Origin of the sequence: Maribacter taeanensis (genome assembly GCF_047345145.1) — a bacterium.
Taxonomy (GTDB): domain Bacteria; phylum Bacteroidota; class Bacteroidia; order Flavobacteriales; family Flavobacteriaceae; genus Maribacter_C.
In genome coordinates this window covers 962730-978961 of sequence record NZ_JBLFER010000002.1, presented here as the reverse complement: position 1 = coordinate 978961, position 16232 = coordinate 962730, and the positions used below count along the sequence as shown (strand labels likewise).

Genomic DNA, 16232 nt, shown 5'->3' with positions numbered 1-16232 from the left:
TTACCAAAAGAAAGAGCGTTTTAACGTTGAGATTAACACATCATCGAATAAACTTTATTGTACCCCCCTATCTTTGTACTTTGTATGAACAAAACTCTAACTAACTGAAAATGAATCGATCACGTCAGCAGACCAAAGCTGCAAAGGCCAGAAGAGAATGGCAACGCCTACAAGAGCAAAAGTTGAAAGAAGAACGAGAAGCTTTGAACGACCGCTTAAAAAAAGTGGCAGAAACCAAAAAATTAAAATCACTTAGCAAAGCAAGTTGATTCTAATATTATCCCTTAAGTTTTTAGCATAAAAAAAGCCTTCCAACTTGGAAAGCCTTTCATTGGTCCGCACCTTTTGAAAGGTTTTGGATCACAACACAACACTGCAAATATAACAAAGCTTTTTGAAAACTTATGTTTTCTGTTTAAAAGGTCTTACAATTAAACGAGCAGCCTTGTCATAATTGATATAGTTATAGGCCCAGTTAAAGAAAACGATCATTTTATTTCTAAACCCTACTAAGGCCATAAGGTGAACGAACATCCAAATAAACCAAGCGAAAAATCCACTAAATTTTAGTTTACCTAAATCGGCTACAGCCCTATTTCGCCCTATTGTTGCTAGAGTTCCTTTATCAAAGTAGGTAAAAGGTTTCATTGGTTTTTCCTGAAAAATCAGATTCAAATTCTTTGCTAAATGTTCTCCTTGTTGAATGGCGGGTTGTGCAACTTGCGGATGTCCATTAGGAAAATTTTCTGTTTCCATGTAAGCAATATCACCAATCGCAAAGACGTCAGAGCATCCTTCCAATTGGTTAAATAGGTTAACCTTGTAACGGTTTAGCCGCTCCACAAGTTTTGTATTTTCAAATCCCGCTATTGAAGCTCCGGTTACTCCAGCTGCCCAAATTAAATTTTTGGTTTTCAGGGTCTCACCGTTAGCCTTTGTCAATAGGTCACCATCATAATCCGCAACTATCGTATTTAGATGAACCTTCACTCCTAGTCTTTTCAAAAATTGATTAGACTTTTCAGAAGCGTGCTCACTCATCGGACCTAATATTCTAGGTCCTCCTTCAAAAAGGTGAATTTCCATTTCATCGACATTCAAGTGTCTATAATCTTTTGGAAACACATTTCGTTTCAATTCGGCAAATGCACCAGCGAGTTCTACACCTGTTGGTCCTGCGCCTACGATACAAAAAGTGAGTAACGCTTTTCGCTCTTCATCACTCTCTGAATCATCCGCTTTTTCAAAGTTTTGGAGCATTAAGCTTCGAATATTCAATGCTTGCGGAACGGTCTTCATCGGCATAGCATGTTTCTCAATATTAGCGTTTCCGAAGAAATTCGTCTTGGTTCCGGTAGCCAAAACCAAATAATCATAGGTCAATTCACCTATGTTGGTCTTTATCTCTTTTGTATCAGGATTTATCTTTTCTACGGATGCCAAGCGAAAATGAAAATTCTTTAACCGCTTCAAAACTTTTCGGATGGGGTAAGCAATAGAATCTGGCTCTAAACCACTAGTGGAAACCTGATACAGTAAGGGTTGAAATGTATGGTAATTATGTCGGTCAATAAGTACTACTTGAACATCTAAATTTTTTAGCTTTTTCGCCAGGGAAATACCCCCAAACCCACCGCCGATAATGACGATTCTTTTTTGTGAAGTATTAGGTAAATTCATATTGAATTTTACACAAAATTACGACGTGAAAACACAGCAAAAAAGCTTTATGCAAATAAGTTTTCAGCTATTGATTAATCCCAATTTCATAGTACATCCATTTGAAAATTTACTAATTTCATTGAATGAAGGTCAAAGCCGATATTTCCAATAGAAAAGATGTGAATGACCTAGTGGTGAGCTTTTATCAAAAAGTAAGAAAACACGATATTCTTGGTCCTATTTTCAATCAGATTATCACCGATTGGGAGGTGCATTTTGAGCTCCTAACAGATTTCTGGGAAACACAACTTTTCCTAAAACGGAAATACCAGGGCAATCCCGTCTCAGTGCATCAAGAAGTTGATGATAAAACAAACAATTCAGTAAGCTCAGAACACTTCGGTTTATGGTTGAATCTCTGGTTTGAAACCATCGATGAACTTTTCGAAGGTGAGACGGCATGGGTTGCTAAAAACAGGGCTCAGAAAATGTCAACGATGTTATTCCTGAAAATATTTGAGCATCGCAATAGAACTTAAAGAATTCACTACTTTTAAAAATCGACAGTAATCTTAGACTTTGTTAAAATGAATAAAAATACTTCCCGAAGGTCATTTCTTAAAAAAGCGGCTTTGGGTTCAGCGGCAATGACTTCTGCCCCAATGGTTCTTGCTGCAGATTATGAACAAAAAGTAATCCTAGATAAAAATTATGAATTTCTGAACTTCGCTGCTAACGACCAGATTAATCTGGGGTTGATAGGTTCAGGTATACAAGGAATTTACGATACAACAGCTGCCCTAAAAGTAGACGGAGTAAAACTGGTTGCCGTTTGTGATTTGTATGATGGAAGATTAGACCGAGCTAAAGAACTTTGGGGAAATGACTTGTTTACCACTAGAGATTATCGTGAATTATTGAAAAGAAAAGATATCGACGCTGTAATTGTGGCCACACCAGACCACTGGCATAAAAAGATAACTGTCGACGCCTTAAAAGCAGAGAAACATGTGTACTGCGAAAAACCTATGGTTCAAAAATGGCAAGAAGGTCAAGAAATCATAAAGACGCAAAAATCCTCAGGAAAACTATGCCAAATAGGTAGCCAAGGTATGTCCTCTTTAGGTAACGAAAAGGCAAAACAGTTGTATGAAGACGGCGCCATTGGCGATTTGGTTATGCTAGATATGTACAATGACCGTTACTCCGCTGAAGGCGCATGGCAATATCCTATTCCTCCTGACGCCAGTACTGAGACTATTGATTTTGATACCTTCTTAGGAAGTGCTCCAAAAACCCCCTACGAACTCAAACGCTTTTTTAGATGGCGTAATTATAAAGACTATGGAACAGGAGTTGCCGGTGATTTATTTGTTCACGCCTTTTCAACTTTAAACCATGTGATTAGTTCAAATGGACCAAACAGGGCTTTGGCCACCGGCGGACTTCGCTATTGGAATGATGGCCGGGATGTTCCTGATGTGAGTATTACACTATACGACTATCCAAAAACAAATACTCATGCAGCATTCAATGCTGTCTTTAGAATCAATTTCATTGCAGGCTCGGGCGGTGGTGGTGGTTTCAAACTTATTGGTACCGAAGGTGAGATGGAAGTAGGTCAAAACTCTGTGAGATTGACACGCTCAAAATTGGGAATGGTACCTGGAGGGTATTCTATGATTGCCTACACCGAAGCAACTCAGCAAAAAATCAAGGAAGCTTATGCTGCTCAAAATCTCGAGACTAGGGCTTCCAGCTTAAACCTTGGCAAGACCACCTGGGAGGCACCAAAAGACTATAAGGGAGGACATTACGATCATTTTTATAATTTCTTTCAAGCCATCCGAGGAAAAGGAAACATTGTACAAGACCCAACTTTCGGACTTCGGGCTGCTGGCGCAGCACTTTTAGCCAATGAGAGCTATTATAAAAAACAGCCAGTGAATTGGGATCCTAAGTCAATGAAACTGCTATAGATTTCACAAAAATCAATTTTCTTATCAAATCCAAACTCCTATTTTTGTCGCTTAAAACAACAAAAACATGACCTTACTTTTAATGGCCGCTGGTAGTGGAAGCCGATACGGAAAACTGAAACAATTTGACGATTTAGGCCCAGCAGGGGAATTTCTGATGGAATTCGCGATGTATGATGCCATCAAAAACAACTTTGATCATATCGTTGTCATTACAAAAAAGGAAAATGTTGATTTTCTAAAAGACCATCTAAGTGGGCGATTGCCTCAAAGTGTAAAATTGGATGTGCTTGCCCAAGAAAAAACAGATTTACCTGAAGGAGTTTCCTTTACTGGAGAGCGTAAAAAGCCATGGGGTACCGCACATGCGGTGTGGACGGCCAGAAATGTTATTGATGGGCCTTTTGCGGTTATCAATGCGGATGACTTCTATGGACAATCTGCTTATGCAAATGCAGCGAAATTTATGCAAAAGCATCCGAATGACAATACCTATGCTTTGCTCGGTTACACCTTAAAAGATACACTTTCCGAACATGGTTCAGTTTCTCGTGGCGTCTGTATGGTCGAAGGTGATGACCTTACCTCAGTTGAGGAACGACTCGAATTAGAACAACAAGGTGATAGCGTTATCGATCATCATTCAGGAAATAATTATTCTGGAAACGAGCAAGTAAGTATGAACTTTTGGGTTTGCAAACCTTCCATTTTTGCTAAGATTGAATCTGAATTCCGTATTTTCCTGAAGGATGAAGATCGCATTGCCAATAGCGAGCTCTATCTACCGATTACCATACAAGAAATGTTACAAGCTGGAGAAGCAAGTGTTAAACTAGTGCCATCAGGAGGTGAATGGTTTGGAGTTACCTATGCAAGCGACAAGGAAAAAGCGATGAAAAGCTTGCAGAATAAGACCGCACAAAATCAATACATTTCGCCTCTATGGCCATAGAATTGGGAAACTACTCCGAAGACAAACTCAAGACAATCCTAAAGGAATTTAAGGTTGCCCAAAAAGAATATTCCTTTAAATCCCTAACGGCGGGTTACATTAACGATACCTTTTTGGTATTTAGTGAAGAAAAGCCATTATTTATTCTGCAGCGTATTAATCATAATATCTTCGAGAATATTGAGGGTCTAATGATGAATATTAATAGTGCACTCAAGTACCTAAAGGGTGAAGAGTATGAACAAATCAAATTGATACCTGCACTTTCCGGCAAAGCATATGCTTCTCATAAATCTGGATATTGGCGCGTTATGACCTATATAACCAATAGTACAACCTACGATAACACAGCAGAGGGTGAAATCGCATTTGAAGCAGGCAGAATTATAGGGAGGTTTCATACATTATTAGCTCATGAACCCATAGCACTTTATACAGATACCATTCCGAAGTTTCATGATTTGGAACTTCGTAAAATGCAATTTCTTGCGGCGTTGGCAAGAGCTTCAGATAAAAAGAAGGAAATAGCTAAAAAAGCGATTCTTTTCTCGAAGGATATGCTTGTGAAGTTAACAGCAATGCATAATAGTAATTTACCTCAGCGTGTTTGTCATAATGACACTAAACTCAACAACATTCTTTTTTCAAAGGAAACAAAAAAGGCCCTATGCCTTATTGACCTGGATACGTTAATGACTGGATACTTTCATTTTGATTTCGGAGATGCTATTCGAACTATCGTAAATACAGCTCCGGAAGATGAGCAAGAACACAGCAAAATCACATTTGACAAAAATCTTTTTGAAGCTTTTCTTGATGGACTAGCATCAAATGATTCTTTTTTAACCCCTGAAGAAATTAAGGCACTTCCCTATGGTGTACTACTAATGCCTTTTCTACATGGTATTAGAGCACTCACCGATTACCTCAACGGTAACATTTACTATAAAGTCGCTTACGAAAATCAGAATTTAGACCGCTGCTTGAGTTTATTTGACTTTACCGAAAAGGCTTTCTCAAATATTGATTATATGAGGACCGTACTTTCTGAAAAACTCAAATCTTCACGGCACTAGTATTTAGAGCTTTATAACTCTTCGCTTTTTTTACCCTCTAGAAATACTTAAAAGCAGTTTTTTTAGTTATATGTAGGAAAAATCTTTCTTTTCAAAAATTTAAGATAACCTACAAATAGAAATAACATGAAAAAGCACATGCAAAATAGTCTGAATTTCGGCCTAATAGTCTTAGCATTAACTTTCTTTATTACAGCCTGCAGCGCAGATGAAGGATCAATATTTGAGACACCACAAAACACAGATCAAGATAGCACGGACGGTATGGATGACACCATCGAAGTCGCTACCCTCATTTTTAATGAAGCAGACCCGAGTAAAAATGTACTTATTGCAGAGGCAAACGGAGAAGTCGGCTCAAAGGTTCAAGGTAGAGTTATTTTTACTTCCTCAGCAACAACGCAACGTCGTTTATATATCACTCAAAACATTGCCGGTTCAGGTGATATGCCTTTTAATGATTTTGATTTAGAAGATACAGATTTAACTAAAGTGCTAAAAGCAGATGGATCTATCGATTTAGATGGAGCAAATAAAAAGGAGATTGATTTTACCTTCGAATTGCCAGTACCAAATATTGAAAATGGTTCAATTGTGTATAGTTTTTGGACGACCAAAGGAAAAGGTGATTTTAGAGACCCCACCAAACGAATAGCTTTGGGAGTAGGAACTATTACTGTTAGAGTGGGCGCTGGCAATAACCCTTTTGCTACGGTTCGAAAATTTGAAGGCGTTAAACTTTTCGCTCCCGACCAATTTGGCAAAACCGAGAGCTTCTTTTCTTTGTTAAACGAAACGGTCTACAAAATTAATCAAGGTCCCGAATTCAGAGCTTTTTGGGACTTTGGCTATTACTACGGCGCATCAGGAAGTTCGGCTAACGATGATGCATCTTTCGCATCTACAAATACTTATGACGCTGCTTTTGGTTTTGATGTAGAAGGTCTAAAACCTTCAGATGCCGAAGAAGATATGATCGAGGAAACTTTAAATGAAATGTTTTTTGCTATATCCAGCAGAAGCAGCTCTGATTTTGAAGGTATTACCTTGGCTGGTGACTTAGATAGCATTGTAAAATCTAGTGACCAAAAAATCACCAATCTTATGGTAGGTGATGTCATTGAATTTGTAGACAACTATGGTAAAAAAGGACTTATTAAAATAACAGCTATTCAAGCCGGTTTTGGAAATAATGACTTTGTCGAGTTTAGCGTAAAGATCCAGCCGTAAGCCATTAAGAATTTGAGTAGCTATTAAAAAGCACTAACCATTAATTATCAAAAAAGCCTTGACGAAAGTTGAGGTTTTTTTCGACTTAACCGGCATATACCTTTTAAGTATCGAGACTAGAAAGGCCGTCCTAATATTACAAATTACTTTTGCCCAAAATAGCTAAACGAAAAAAGCCCTCAATTTCTTGAGAGCTTTCTAGCGGTCTGGACGGGACTCGAACTTTTCTTGAAAATGCCCACTATCAAAGGCCTGCCAAGGGGTCGTTTTTTGAGCTCACCGCGAGGCTCACCTTTTAACATAGGTTTAACATTTTAAAGGGTTTTATATACTGGCAATGGGTAAAACAATTAAAATCAACCTTCAGTTTTATGTTCAAAACACTACTCCACTTTTCATCAATGACAATAATATTGATTAGTGGTTCATTATTTTTCTTTGATATAGAGCATTGGTTTTTGGTTCATATGATATGTGTCACTTAAGACTTGATATTGAAAAAGTTCGCCTTCTAATTTTGGATTCAAATTCATTCTCAAATATAATAGTCCATAACTAGTTGAAAGTGTGAAATTATTTTTTGAAGGTAAAGGATATACATTGTTTTGCTTTAACCAACTTCTATCGGTTTCTATATGCAGCGCTCCCTTTTTAGTATCAATGAACTCTAATTTACCCGTATAGTTTTCAATACTTCCGCCAGAGCGGTTGTTGATAATTTTCAATGTTTTGGAAAATGTTCCAATATCTTCTTGCTTTTGATCTTTGTTAAGAAAGTATTGTGCTATAATTTGAGTAGATTCCTCAATAAACAGTGTGCATTTTGTGTTAATCATTACAGAAATGGATAACTCACTATCAGGATAATAGATAATTACTGTTCTCGCACCTTGCCAGTTGCCCGCGTGTTCTATAGTAGAAATATTATTGATGTCTTTATTCATGCGCCATCCAATACCCACATTTGTGACTTCTCCATTCAACAATCTGTTACTTTTGAACATATCCTTTACGACCTCCTTGGAAATAAATCCGTTTGAATAGGCATTCATCATTTTCACCATGTCTACTGATGTACTTCTAAAACCTGCACCGGCCAACTTATAGCTTCCATCTTCAATTTTCTTTTCTTGCTTGAGTTTTCCTCCTTGCAAATAATACAATTTGGCATCATTTTCAGTAAATACGGACGCATTATCTGGCATCGTTTGAGTCATACCTAATGGAACGAAAATATCCTCCTTCATAAAATCAGTATATCGTTTGCCAGAAACTTCTTCGATTAATATGGACAATAAATTGTAACCAAGGGAAGAATATTTATAGTCCGTTCCAGGTTCAAACAATAAAGTGGTGCCTTCAAAAAAAGATAAGGTCTCTTTCACTTCGACGAAATGTTTGTTTTTAGTTTTCTTGGAAGCAGGTCTGTGCTGTACGCCAGCGGTATGTCCCGCTATTTGTCGCGTGGTTAAACTGGCATAAGGTTCTTTTAAAAAGGTAATGTATTCTTTTAAAGGAGTATCAAAGTCAAGCTTGCCGTCTGTTGCCAATTTGCCCAAGGCCGTTGCAGTAATTACTTTTGCCAGAGATGCTGTTCTTATTCGGCTTGTGGGTGCCATTTCAGTTTTGTTCTTCACGTCTGAGAAACCAAATCCCTGTGAATAAATAAGATTTCCCTGTTTACTGACGGATATGGAAATGCCCGCTACTTGGGTTTTTTTCAATAAATCTTCTATTAGAATATCTACATTCGCCAAGCTCTCCTGCGAAAATGATTTCAATCCAAGTATTAAAATAGAGGCTATTAATAGTATTTTTTTCATAATGATTTTGTTTTAGATGGTATTCATTGTTGATTTTAAACCACTGTTGACCGATTAATTTGCTAATCATAAATTCTTATGACTTCTCCATTTCCTTTTCCTTTAACGCTTCTGACATATCCATTTACCACCTTTTCCATAGGAATTGGATTATGTCCTGGGAAATAGTCTTTGTACTTCTCATAGGCATCTGCGACCATTCCCGATGAAACAACATTTATTCTAATGTCATTTTCCATTTCTAGGGCAACTGCTTGAACAAAGCTGTGAACACCACCGTTTACCATTGCCGCACTAGCCGTTTTTATCACCGGATCGTCTGCTAAAACACCTGTACACAATGTGATTGACCCGAGGGAATTCAGGTAATTTTGCCCTATTCGAACAAGATTTACCTGCCCCATAAGCTTGCTTCTAATTCCGATGTAGTAGTCTTCTTCGTCAAGTTCATTAAAGTTGGCCCATTTTGCCTCTCCAGCAATGCAAATTATTGCGTCGAACGCACCTGATTTTTGAAACAAGGTTTCAATTGAACTCCCATTTGCTATGTCGACCAAGAAATCACCTTTAGTTCTTCCAGCGACTACTACTTCATCGGTATCCCTAAAACGGGAGACAACCTTTTTGCCTATGGTTCCGTGACCGCCAATAATTAAAATCTTCATTCTTTATAATTCAATTTTTCCTTCTTGAACCATTTTGATTATTACTCTATCAGGTCCTGCGTGCCCTTCATCTGAAACATAAACTGGTACACCTTTAGATTCTAAAAATCTTAATTCTTCTTCTGTTAAAGCTCCAATTTGAGGGTCATTTTTAGCATATGCGTATACCACATTAGATAAATCCACATTAGCAAGCTCATCTGTGAATTTATATTTCCCCAAAAAACCTTTCATAAACTGTTTTACTCTAGATATCTTGTGATAACGTTCTCCCCTGTTTGGGTTTCGAACCCTTGTTGTATCTGGAAATCTAATCGTTTTGCCATCTTCCGCGAATCCTGAGTTAAACCCTTTTAAAAAATACTTCACTTGCATAGGATTTGAATCTAATCTTCCTGCGCTGATAATAATTTTATCTACATTGTTCCCATATTTTATTAGATAATATGGTATCAAAACAGCACCCCAAGAGGTCCCTGCCAAAATCACTTTTTTATTTCGGTCTTTGAAGTATTTTACAGTTCTTGCCAAAGCTTCTAGCTCATTGTTTACCTCTAATTCTCCCATTTCATGTGTAAATTCGTATTTCCAATTATAAATAGAAGTATTTAATCCATTCACTTGATGTATATGGGCTCTGTAGTAATTGTAGTATTCTGGTAATGCTGACCATACGTCGATTCCGTGGGTTTGAAAATATATTTTGTTGTGTGGCCCTCCCTCTATTACAATGAAAGCAGTATCACTATTAATATCTCCTTCGCCAATCCAAAGATTAGTTGTGTCTTTAGGGAGTATGGTTGGATGGTAGTTTAATTCTTTTTCCGTTTTTGCGTATTGCTTTATTGGCTCACTTTTCTTTTTGCTACAAGCACTTAAGAAAGTAATGACACTCAATAGGATTAAATAATTTTTTATTGTTGTTTTCATGATTTTTATAATTTTAATAAAGCTTATAACACCAAGTATTTTATTGTTAACTAAATTTGTTGGGGAAATGGAATTTTTACAATTTAATTGTTCCATCGATTACAAGTTCTAAGAGTAGTCCATCTACGCCAAAATGTCCCTTATCATTACTGTAAACAGTAGCTCCTTTAGAGTCTAAAAAATTTAATTCTTTGTCTGTTAATGCCCCGGAATAGATATCATTTGTTGCATAAGCATATACCACATTTGACAAGTCATGGTTTGCTAGTTCAGCAGTAAATCGACGACTTTTCATGACGCCTTTCATGAGTTGCGTAACTTTGGATATTCTAAAACGACGTTCTTCTTTGAGAGGGTCTATTATTTTTGTTGTGTCTGGAACAACTGTTGTTTTACCATCTTCTTCAAATACAGCTTGGAACCCTTTTAAATGATATTCATATTGTTCTTGATTTAGGTCTAATCTACCAGCACTAATTAAATATTTATCTGCATTATTACCATATTTTGATATATAATCTTGTATTACAAAAGCACTCCAAAAAGTTCCTATAACAATTACTTTTTTATTACGGTCTTTAAAGTATTTTATAGTTCTTGCTATAATTTCTGTCCCATTATTAATTTCTAGCTCAGCCATTTTCGCTGTAAAATCGTGTTTCCAATCATATATAGAATTATTTAGTGTAGTTGCCTGATGAACGTGAGCTCTATAGTAGTTAAAATAGTTAGGTAGCCTTGACCATATTTCTTTCGCTCTCCAATCAAATGTCAATTGAGCTTTTGGTCCACTTTCGGCGATAATAAGAACCGTGTCACTATTGATATCACCTTCTCCCATCCAAAGAGCAGTTGTGTCTTTTGGCATTAAAGTGGGTTCATAATTTAAATCTAGATTATCTTTTGCGGATGGAACAATCTCTTTTTTCTCTTTAGAGTTACAAGAACTTAAAAGAATCATAATACCGATTACTACTAAATAATTCTTCATGTTTTTATGGTTTTGAAATTTATCTTTATATCAAGATACTTTGCAAACATAAACAAATTTATCTTTATATCAAGATATTTTTTATATTTTTGGATAAAACGCAGTACAATCATGGAAAATGACATTATTGACCAGCTGATTTTAGATTGGAAAAATGAACGCCCAGAGCTCGATGTTTCCCCAATGGCCATTGTCGGCCGTATCTTAAGTCTTGGAAAAACCTTGGAAAAAAGAGCCAGTATGGCATTAAGCGATAGTTGCATTTATTATACAGACCTTGATGTTTTGGCTACCTTGCGAAGGTCGGGAAAGCCCTATGCTCTTACACCGACCGAATTAATGCAATCCGTTTTAATAACTTCAGGGGCCATGACCGCACTGTTGGACAGGTTGACAAAACTGGAGCTTATTTATCGCTCGGTGGACGAAAATGATAAAAGGGTAAAAAGAGCTGCGCTCACAAAAAAAGGAATTAAAACTATTGATAAGGCGATAGAAATAAGATTCGATGAAGCGCATGAAAGTGTAAATTTTCTGAGCAAAACAGAACGTGAAGAACTTGCTCGTTTGTTAAAAAAGATGATGTTTAGAATTAAAGAACTTTAGCCAAAAAGCTAAAGTTGCTTGGACATGGCTACAAAATCAAAAGTCTCTTTACCAATACTGAATTTGTGCTCTCCAACAGTTTTAAAGTCATTCTTTTCATAAAAACGAATAGCTCTTTGATTACTTTCCAAAACGGATAACCAGATTTCTTGGCTCCCATTCTTGGCAGCTTCAGAAATCAATACCTCTTGTAACCGTTTGCCTATTTTCATGGATAAAAAGTCTTTTAGGACGTAAATTTTTTGCAATTGGCTGACATTTTCTTGCTTCATAAAACTAGTTGGGGATTTCAACCTTAGTTTGGCATAACCCACAGGAAGTCCGTCAACAAAGGCAATCCAAAAAACATTATTGGTTTTTCCTAAACTACTTGCAATCTTCTTCACTGAAAAAGTTTGGTTTAGGTAAGTCCTCAAATCTTCGGGATCTTTAAATAAGGCACCAAAGGTTTCGTTAAACGTAATTCGTCCCAGTAAAGCGATGTCTTTAGCGTCTTCAATTTTAGCTAGTCGTATTTGTTTCATAAGTAACTCTTTTCATTTTATACAATCGGTTTGCATGCAATACAACCGCTGCTGCACAACCCAATATTATAGGAATGGCACTGATCAAGATTCCGTAAAATACATATATGAGATTGGCAATCAACGAAATAATCCGTAACCTATACTCACCTTTGGTGGACATTGAATATAAATTCAATACCAAAGCCACATATCCAATAGCATCTGCTAAAATCATAATCATATTTTTTATAATACTATACTTTTTACAGTATAAAGATATTTTGAATATATTTACCCTGCAATAACTGTCACCCATGACAGGTTAAAAAAGAAGTATGATTGTTGAAGGCAAACAAAAAGCGTATGAGGTCAACGGTAGAATATTCCACTGTGGTACTAATGTCACCTTGCATTTTATAGGAGGAAAATGGAAAAGTATTATTCTTTGGTATCTTAGAAATGGTAAAATGCGTTTTTCAGAGCTAAAACGTCTAATGCCTGATATAACAGAAAAGATGCTAAGTATTCAGCTAAAAGCTTTGCAGGCGGATGGACTTATTAAGCGGCAGGTTTTTGGAATAAAACCTCCTAATCGAGTGGAGTACTCCTTATCTGATTTTGGGCAAAGTTTCATTCCGGTAATCGAAAAAATAACGGAATGGGGTATAGGATATGCTAAATCAAAAGGAAAGCTTATCCAGTTCGACTAAACTAATTATTTCAACCTTTCATTAAACTTTCAAAAACAATTTAAATGGCTTGACAGTAATTTCAATTAATTCGCAAATATAAAGTGAGTCAAATAATTAATATATTCAACTCATTTTTTTATTATTTTTGAGCCGAATAAGAATTCTAATCGGCTCATGAAATACAATTGGCAACAAAAAGACTGGCCTAATTTTCAATACAAAACAAATGTTATTGAAAATTTACTATATGATTTTGCGCAACGTACAGGTCGTATCGGTGGAGTTTTGGATGGCTTTTCAGAATCCGAGAAATCAGATGCCATGATAAACCTAATGGTTTCCGAAGCTATCAAAACCTCGGAAATTGAAGGTGAATATCTGAGTCGAAAAGATGTGATGTCCTCCATCAGAAGAAATTTAGGGCTAAACCCTGAACTACCTATATCCAAAGATAAAAGAGTCGAGGGTGTAACGGAGTTAATGCTAGCCATCCGCAAACATTATAAAGCTCAGCTTACTGAAACGACGCTTTTTGATTGGCATAGCATGCTCATGAAAGGTAGTAAAAGAATAGAAATAGGTAAATGGCGTTCACATGAAGAACCTATGCAGATAGTTTCTGGGGCAATCGGAAGAGAAATAGTTCATTTTGAAGCTCCACCTTCAAATACAGTTTCTTCTGAAATGAGCAAGTTCATCACATGGTTCAATGATTCTCAAAATAGTATTAAAAAACCCATAATAAGGTCGGCTATCGCACATCTGTATTTTGAAACCATCCACCCTTTTGAAGATGGGAATGGAAGAATAGGCCGAGCTATAGCAGAAAAAGCACTTTCTCAAAGTATTGGCCGTCCAGTTTTGTTCAGTCTTTCCAAATCTATTGAAAGCAATAAGAATAAGTATTATGATGCTTTAAAAACTGGTCAACGTTCCAACGAAATTACCGATTGGATAAATTACTTTGTTCGAACTGTTCTCGATGCTCAAATAGATGCTGAAAAGGAAATTGAGTTTACACTGAAGAAAACTAAGTTCTTTGACCAACATAAAAATGAACTTAACGAAAGACAACAAAAAGTGGTTCGCAGAATGTTAGAAGAAGGGCACCAAGGTTTCGAAGGAGGAATGAACGCTCGCAAATATGTTTCCCTAGCTGGTACATCAAAGGCAACCGCCACCAGAGATTTACAAGATTTGGTTCAAAAGGGTATTTTTAAGTCTATCGGTGGAGGTCGGAGTACGCGATATGAAATAGACTTATAATATTAAATGAAATTTTAATTTCGTTTAATTCAAGATGTGTCATTGTCATGACAATCTTGCTTTTTCTCCCGTAGGTCGCAAAAGAAAACCCGTCCTAAGGTAGGCTCTAATATTATAGAATTAAAGAAAGCGAGCGAAACGAAGTTTCGTGCTGCAAGTCCCAAATACTTACACAAACTAATACTACTGAGCGCGGTAAATACTTCATTTTTCTGTGATTTTTTCATAAAAAAGTTCCCACAAATAGGGGCTTCAGAGGTTTTTTTCATAAAAAAGCACGAAAAAACAAATTATCATAAATTTTAATCGATTGACAGTCAATTAATTAAATATCATAACATCGCTTTAGCGTGTTATCCTCTTGCTTTACAAACCTTATCCGCTTCGCTACTAAATTTTGTAAACCCTAAAAAGGTACTTTTCATTCAAAAAAGTAGGTTGCGCCCTATTGGATTTTTGCTTCACGCTTACCTATCGGGACGCTACAAAAACCCAACAGGAACCATGCGCAAAAGTTAGGGGTAAGGATTTGGGACAATTTTAGTTTTCAATGCTGCCTTCGTCTTTTTGATTAGAATTTTCAACAGGTTTTATCTTTTCTTTTAATCGGTCCATTTCCTCGGCTATTTTGCTATCAAGAACCTTGGCATAAATCTGGGTGGTCTTTAAAGAACGATGTCCCAACATTTTACTGACTGTCGAAATTGATACTCCATTTGACAATGTCACTGTAGTCGCAAATGTATGCCGTGCTAAATGTGTAGTGAGATTTTTATTGATGCCGCAGACATCGGCAATCTCTTTTAGATAGGCATTTAATTTTTGATTGGTCAATACGGGCAAAACTCCTTTTCCATCCAACACGTAGGGATGTTCACTATACTTAAGAATAATTTCTTCGGCTGGAGCCAACAATGGTATACTACTGATAGCTTTGGTTTTTTTTCTAGGCATTTTAATCCATCTATCCCCATTGACCCCTATTATAATATGCTCTTCATTTAGTTGTTGTACATCCGAATAGGCCAGACCCGTATAACAGCAGAAAACAAAAACATCCCTAACCAAATCAAGACGTGGCAAAAATGACTTTTTATCCCGTAGGGCATCCAATTCGGCTTGGGTCAGATATTGCTTTTCCTTTGTTTTCCAAGAAGCTTTCCAATGAAAGAAGGGGTCTTTGGTTATCCACTCATTAGCTAGGGCAGTCCGTATAATCTTTTTGAAGTTCACAACATATTTAATAGCCGTGTTGTGTTCACAGTTTCTTTGCGACTTCAAAAAGAATTCCAATCCCTTAATAAACTTATGGTCGACCCTACGAACGGGAATATCGTTTCTATGGTAGTTCTGTACGATGTAGGCCGAGACGTGCTTATAAGCTGCCTTATAGCGTTGCAACGTCCCTTTGGTAAAACCTTTACCTAATAGACTTTCGATTTCATCGTTATGTTCTTGAAAGATTTCTAGAAGCATATACTCTTTACCTTCTTTCCCCAGATAAATATTCTTTATGATGGTAGCTGAAATATCCTCTCGTTCTTTCAGCAATGAATCGTAAATGTCGTAAAGCCGATTCTTCACATTATCCAGAAATCGATTGAAATTGGATACCTCTGTAGTAGTTCCTCTCAGTTTTCCACCCCGTGAATCCCAACGCTGTTCATCTATGCGACGACCTAAGCTGAACTCACCACGCTTACCATTGATGGTTATACGGGCATAGAGCATAACCATTCCGTCATCATTTCTTTCTGATTTTTTCGGGTAAAAAAGGATGTTCATTTTGCCATACATAGGTGCGGGTTTTAAATCCTCACCAGAAGGTACGAAAAACAAATGTTAAAATTTCGC

General features: G+C 36.8%; 17 protein-coding genes. 9 read left to right on the top strand and 8 right to left on the bottom strand.

Annotated elements, in window-relative coordinates; all coding sequences use genetic code 11:
* Nucleotides 1–110 precede the first annotated feature (110 nt).
* A complete protein-coding gene (locus tag ACKWCD_RS10080; protein WP_413983819.1) occupies nucleotides 111–269 on the top strand; it encodes a hypothetical protein in 159 nt (52 codons plus the stop codon).
* A 133-nt stretch (nucleotides 270–402) separates the two neighbouring features.
* Here ACKWCD_RS10080 and ACKWCD_RS10075 read toward each other — a convergent pair whose 3' ends face one another.
* Nucleotides 403–1680, bottom strand: a complete 1278-nt coding sequence (locus ACKWCD_RS10075; RefSeq protein WP_413983818.1) for an NAD(P)/FAD-dependent oxidoreductase — start codon at nucleotides 1678–1680, stop codon at nucleotides 403–405.
* Between the two features lie 125 nt (nucleotides 1681–1805).
* On the opposite strand from ACKWCD_RS10075, the gene ACKWCD_RS10070 reads away from it, so the two are divergent.
* From ACKWCD_RS10070 to ACKWCD_RS10050, 5 genes are all read left to right on the top strand, one after another.
* The gene (locus ACKWCD_RS10070) at nucleotides 1806–2201 is read left to right on the top strand and encodes a group III truncated hemoglobin (RefSeq protein WP_413983817.1); all 396 of its coding nucleotides are present in this window, start codon (nucleotides 1806–1808) and stop codon (nucleotides 2199–2201) included.
* A 48-nt stretch (nucleotides 2202–2249) separates the two neighbouring features.
* Nucleotides 2250–3641, top strand: coding sequence for a Gfo/Idh/MocA family protein (locus ACKWCD_RS10065; protein ID WP_413983816.1), 1392 nt, complete (start codon nucleotides 2250–2252; stop codon nucleotides 3639–3641).
* Nucleotides 3642–3708: 67 nt separating this feature from the next.
* Nucleotides 3709–4593 (top strand): nucleotidyltransferase family protein, encoded by an 885-nt coding sequence (locus ACKWCD_RS10060; RefSeq protein WP_413983815.1) that lies wholly within the window; start codon nucleotides 3709–3711, stop codon nucleotides 4591–4593.
* A complete protein-coding gene (locus ACKWCD_RS10055; protein ID WP_413983814.1) occupies nucleotides 4584–5669 on the top strand; it encodes a phosphotransferase enzyme family protein in 1086 nt (361 codons plus the stop codon). Before ACKWCD_RS10060 ends, ACKWCD_RS10055 begins: the two co-directional genes overlap by 10 nt.
* Before the next feature lie 126 nt (nucleotides 5670–5795).
* A complete protein-coding gene (locus ACKWCD_RS10050; RefSeq protein ID WP_413983813.1) occupies nucleotides 5796–6899 on the top strand; it encodes a hypothetical protein in 1104 nt (367 codons plus the stop codon).
* 428 nt (nucleotides 6900–7327) lie between these two features.
* Here the strand turns inward: ACKWCD_RS10050 and ACKWCD_RS10045 are convergent, their stop codons facing one another.
* From ACKWCD_RS10045 to ACKWCD_RS10030, 4 genes are all read right to left on the bottom strand, one after another.
* Nucleotides 7328–8722: a serine hydrolase domain-containing protein gene (locus ACKWCD_RS10045; RefSeq protein ID WP_413983812.1), complete on the bottom strand. Its 1395-nt coding sequence runs from the start codon at nucleotides 8720–8722 to the stop codon at nucleotides 7328–7330.
* A gap of 62 nt (nucleotides 8723–8784) precedes the next feature.
* On the bottom strand, nucleotides 8785–9387 hold the full coding sequence (locus tag ACKWCD_RS10040; RefSeq protein WP_413983811.1) for a short chain dehydrogenase: 603 nt from the start codon (nucleotides 9385–9387) through the stop codon (nucleotides 8785–8787).
* 3 nt (nucleotides 9388–9390) lie between these two features.
* Complete coding sequence (locus ACKWCD_RS10035; RefSeq protein WP_413983810.1) at nucleotides 9391–10413, bottom strand: hypothetical protein; 1023 nt, start codon at nucleotides 10411–10413, stop codon at nucleotides 9391–9393.
* Nucleotides 10394–11308, bottom strand: a complete 915-nt coding sequence (locus tag ACKWCD_RS10030; protein ID WP_413983809.1) for a hypothetical protein — start codon at nucleotides 11306–11308, stop codon at nucleotides 10394–10396. The genes ACKWCD_RS10035 and ACKWCD_RS10030 overlap by 20 nt, the downstream gene beginning before the upstream one ends.
* A gap of 111 nt (nucleotides 11309–11419) precedes the next feature.
* Between ACKWCD_RS10030 and ACKWCD_RS10025 the strand changes: the two genes are divergently transcribed.
* Nucleotides 11420–11914 carry a MarR family winged helix-turn-helix transcriptional regulator gene (locus ACKWCD_RS10025; protein WP_413983808.1) on the top strand — a complete coding sequence of 165 codons (495 nt, stop codon included), beginning with the start codon at nucleotides 11420–11422 and terminating at the stop codon, nucleotides 11912–11914.
* Nucleotides 11915–11922: 8 nt separating this feature from the next.
* Here the strand turns inward: ACKWCD_RS10025 and ACKWCD_RS10020 are convergent, their stop codons facing one another.
* Nucleotides 11923–12438, bottom strand: coding sequence for a GNAT family N-acetyltransferase (locus ACKWCD_RS10020; protein WP_413983807.1), 516 nt, complete (start codon nucleotides 12436–12438; stop codon nucleotides 11923–11925).
* Entirely contained in the window at nucleotides 12416–12661 is a 246-nt protein-coding gene (locus tag ACKWCD_RS10015) for a hypothetical protein (protein WP_413983806.1), read from the bottom strand. Before ACKWCD_RS10015 ends, ACKWCD_RS10020 begins: the two co-directional genes overlap by 23 nt.
* 94 nt (nucleotides 12662–12755) lie before the next feature.
* Between ACKWCD_RS10015 and ACKWCD_RS10010 the strand changes: the two genes are divergently transcribed.
* Nucleotides 12756–13130 carry a winged helix-turn-helix transcriptional regulator gene (locus ACKWCD_RS10010; protein WP_413983805.1) on the top strand — a complete coding sequence of 125 codons (375 nt, stop codon included), beginning with the start codon at nucleotides 12756–12758 and terminating at the stop codon, nucleotides 13128–13130.
* Nucleotides 13131–13286: 156 nt separating this feature from the next.
* Nucleotides 13287–14378, top strand: coding sequence for a Fic family protein (locus tag ACKWCD_RS10005; RefSeq protein WP_413983804.1), 1092 nt, complete (start codon nucleotides 13287–13289; stop codon nucleotides 14376–14378).
* A 540-nt stretch (nucleotides 14379–14918) separates the two neighbouring features.
* Here the strand turns inward: ACKWCD_RS10005 and ACKWCD_RS10000 are convergent.
* The gene (locus tag ACKWCD_RS10000) at nucleotides 14919–16175 is read right to left on the bottom strand and encodes a site-specific integrase (protein ID WP_413983803.1); all 1257 of its coding nucleotides are present in this window, start codon (nucleotides 16173–16175) and stop codon (nucleotides 14919–14921) included.
* Nucleotides 16176–16232: the final 57 nt, after the last annotated feature.

What these genes read in the sequence shown, in the direction of transcription:
- ACKWCD_RS10080 (WP_413983819.1), top strand. Translation starts at nt 111, where the DNA reads ATGAATCGATCACGTCAGCAGACCAAAGCTGCAAAGGCCAGAAGAGAA.
- ACKWCD_RS10075 (WP_413983818.1), bottom strand. Translation starts at nt 1,680, where the DNA reads ATGAATTTACCTAATACTTCACAAAAAAGAATCGTCATTATCGGCGGT.
- ACKWCD_RS10070 (WP_413983817.1), top strand. Translation starts at nt 1,806, where the DNA reads ATGAAGGTCAAAGCCGATATTTCCAATAGAAAAGATGTGAATGACCTA.
- ACKWCD_RS10065 (WP_413983816.1), top strand. Translation starts at nt 2,250, where the DNA reads ATGAATAAAAATACTTCCCGAAGGTCATTTCTTAAAAAAGCGGCTTTG.
- ACKWCD_RS10060 (WP_413983815.1), top strand. Translation starts at nt 3,709, where the DNA reads ATGACCTTACTTTTAATGGCCGCTGGTAGTGGAAGCCGATACGGAAAA.
- ACKWCD_RS10055 (WP_413983814.1), top strand. Translation starts at nt 4,584, where the DNA reads ATGGCCATAGAATTGGGAAACTACTCCGAAGACAAACTCAAGACAATC.
- ACKWCD_RS10050 (WP_413983813.1), top strand. Translation starts at nt 5,796, where the DNA reads ATGAAAAAGCACATGCAAAATAGTCTGAATTTCGGCCTAATAGTCTTA.
- ACKWCD_RS10045 (WP_413983812.1), bottom strand. Translation starts at nt 8,722, where the DNA reads ATGAAAAAAATACTATTAATAGCCTCTATTTTAATACTTGGATTGAAA.
- ACKWCD_RS10040 (WP_413983811.1), bottom strand. Translation starts at nt 9,387, where the DNA reads ATGAAGATTTTAATTATTGGCGGTCACGGAACCATAGGCAAAAAGGTT.
- ACKWCD_RS10035 (WP_413983810.1), bottom strand. Translation starts at nt 10,413, where the DNA reads ATGGAACAATTAAATTGTAAAAATTCCATTTCCCCAACAAATTTAGTT.
- ACKWCD_RS10030 (WP_413983809.1), bottom strand. Translation starts at nt 11,308, where the DNA reads ATGAAGAATTATTTAGTAGTAATCGGTATTATGATTCTTTTAAGTTCT.
- ACKWCD_RS10025 (WP_413983808.1), top strand. Translation starts at nt 11,420, where the DNA reads ATGGAAAATGACATTATTGACCAGCTGATTTTAGATTGGAAAAATGAA.
- ACKWCD_RS10020 (WP_413983807.1), bottom strand. Translation starts at nt 12,438, where the DNA reads ATGAAACAAATACGACTAGCTAAAATTGAAGACGCTAAAGACATCGCT.
- ACKWCD_RS10015 (WP_413983806.1), bottom strand. Translation starts at nt 12,661, where the DNA reads ATGATTATGATTTTAGCAGATGCTATTGGATATGTGGCTTTGGTATTG.
- ACKWCD_RS10010 (WP_413983805.1), top strand. Translation starts at nt 12,756, where the DNA reads ATGATTGTTGAAGGCAAACAAAAAGCGTATGAGGTCAACGGTAGAATA.
- ACKWCD_RS10005 (WP_413983804.1), top strand. Translation starts at nt 13,287, where the DNA reads ATGAAATACAATTGGCAACAAAAAGACTGGCCTAATTTTCAATACAAA.
- ACKWCD_RS10000 (WP_413983803.1), bottom strand. Translation starts at nt 16,175, where the DNA reads ATGTATGGCAAAATGAACATCCTTTTTTACCCGAAAAAATCAGAAAGA.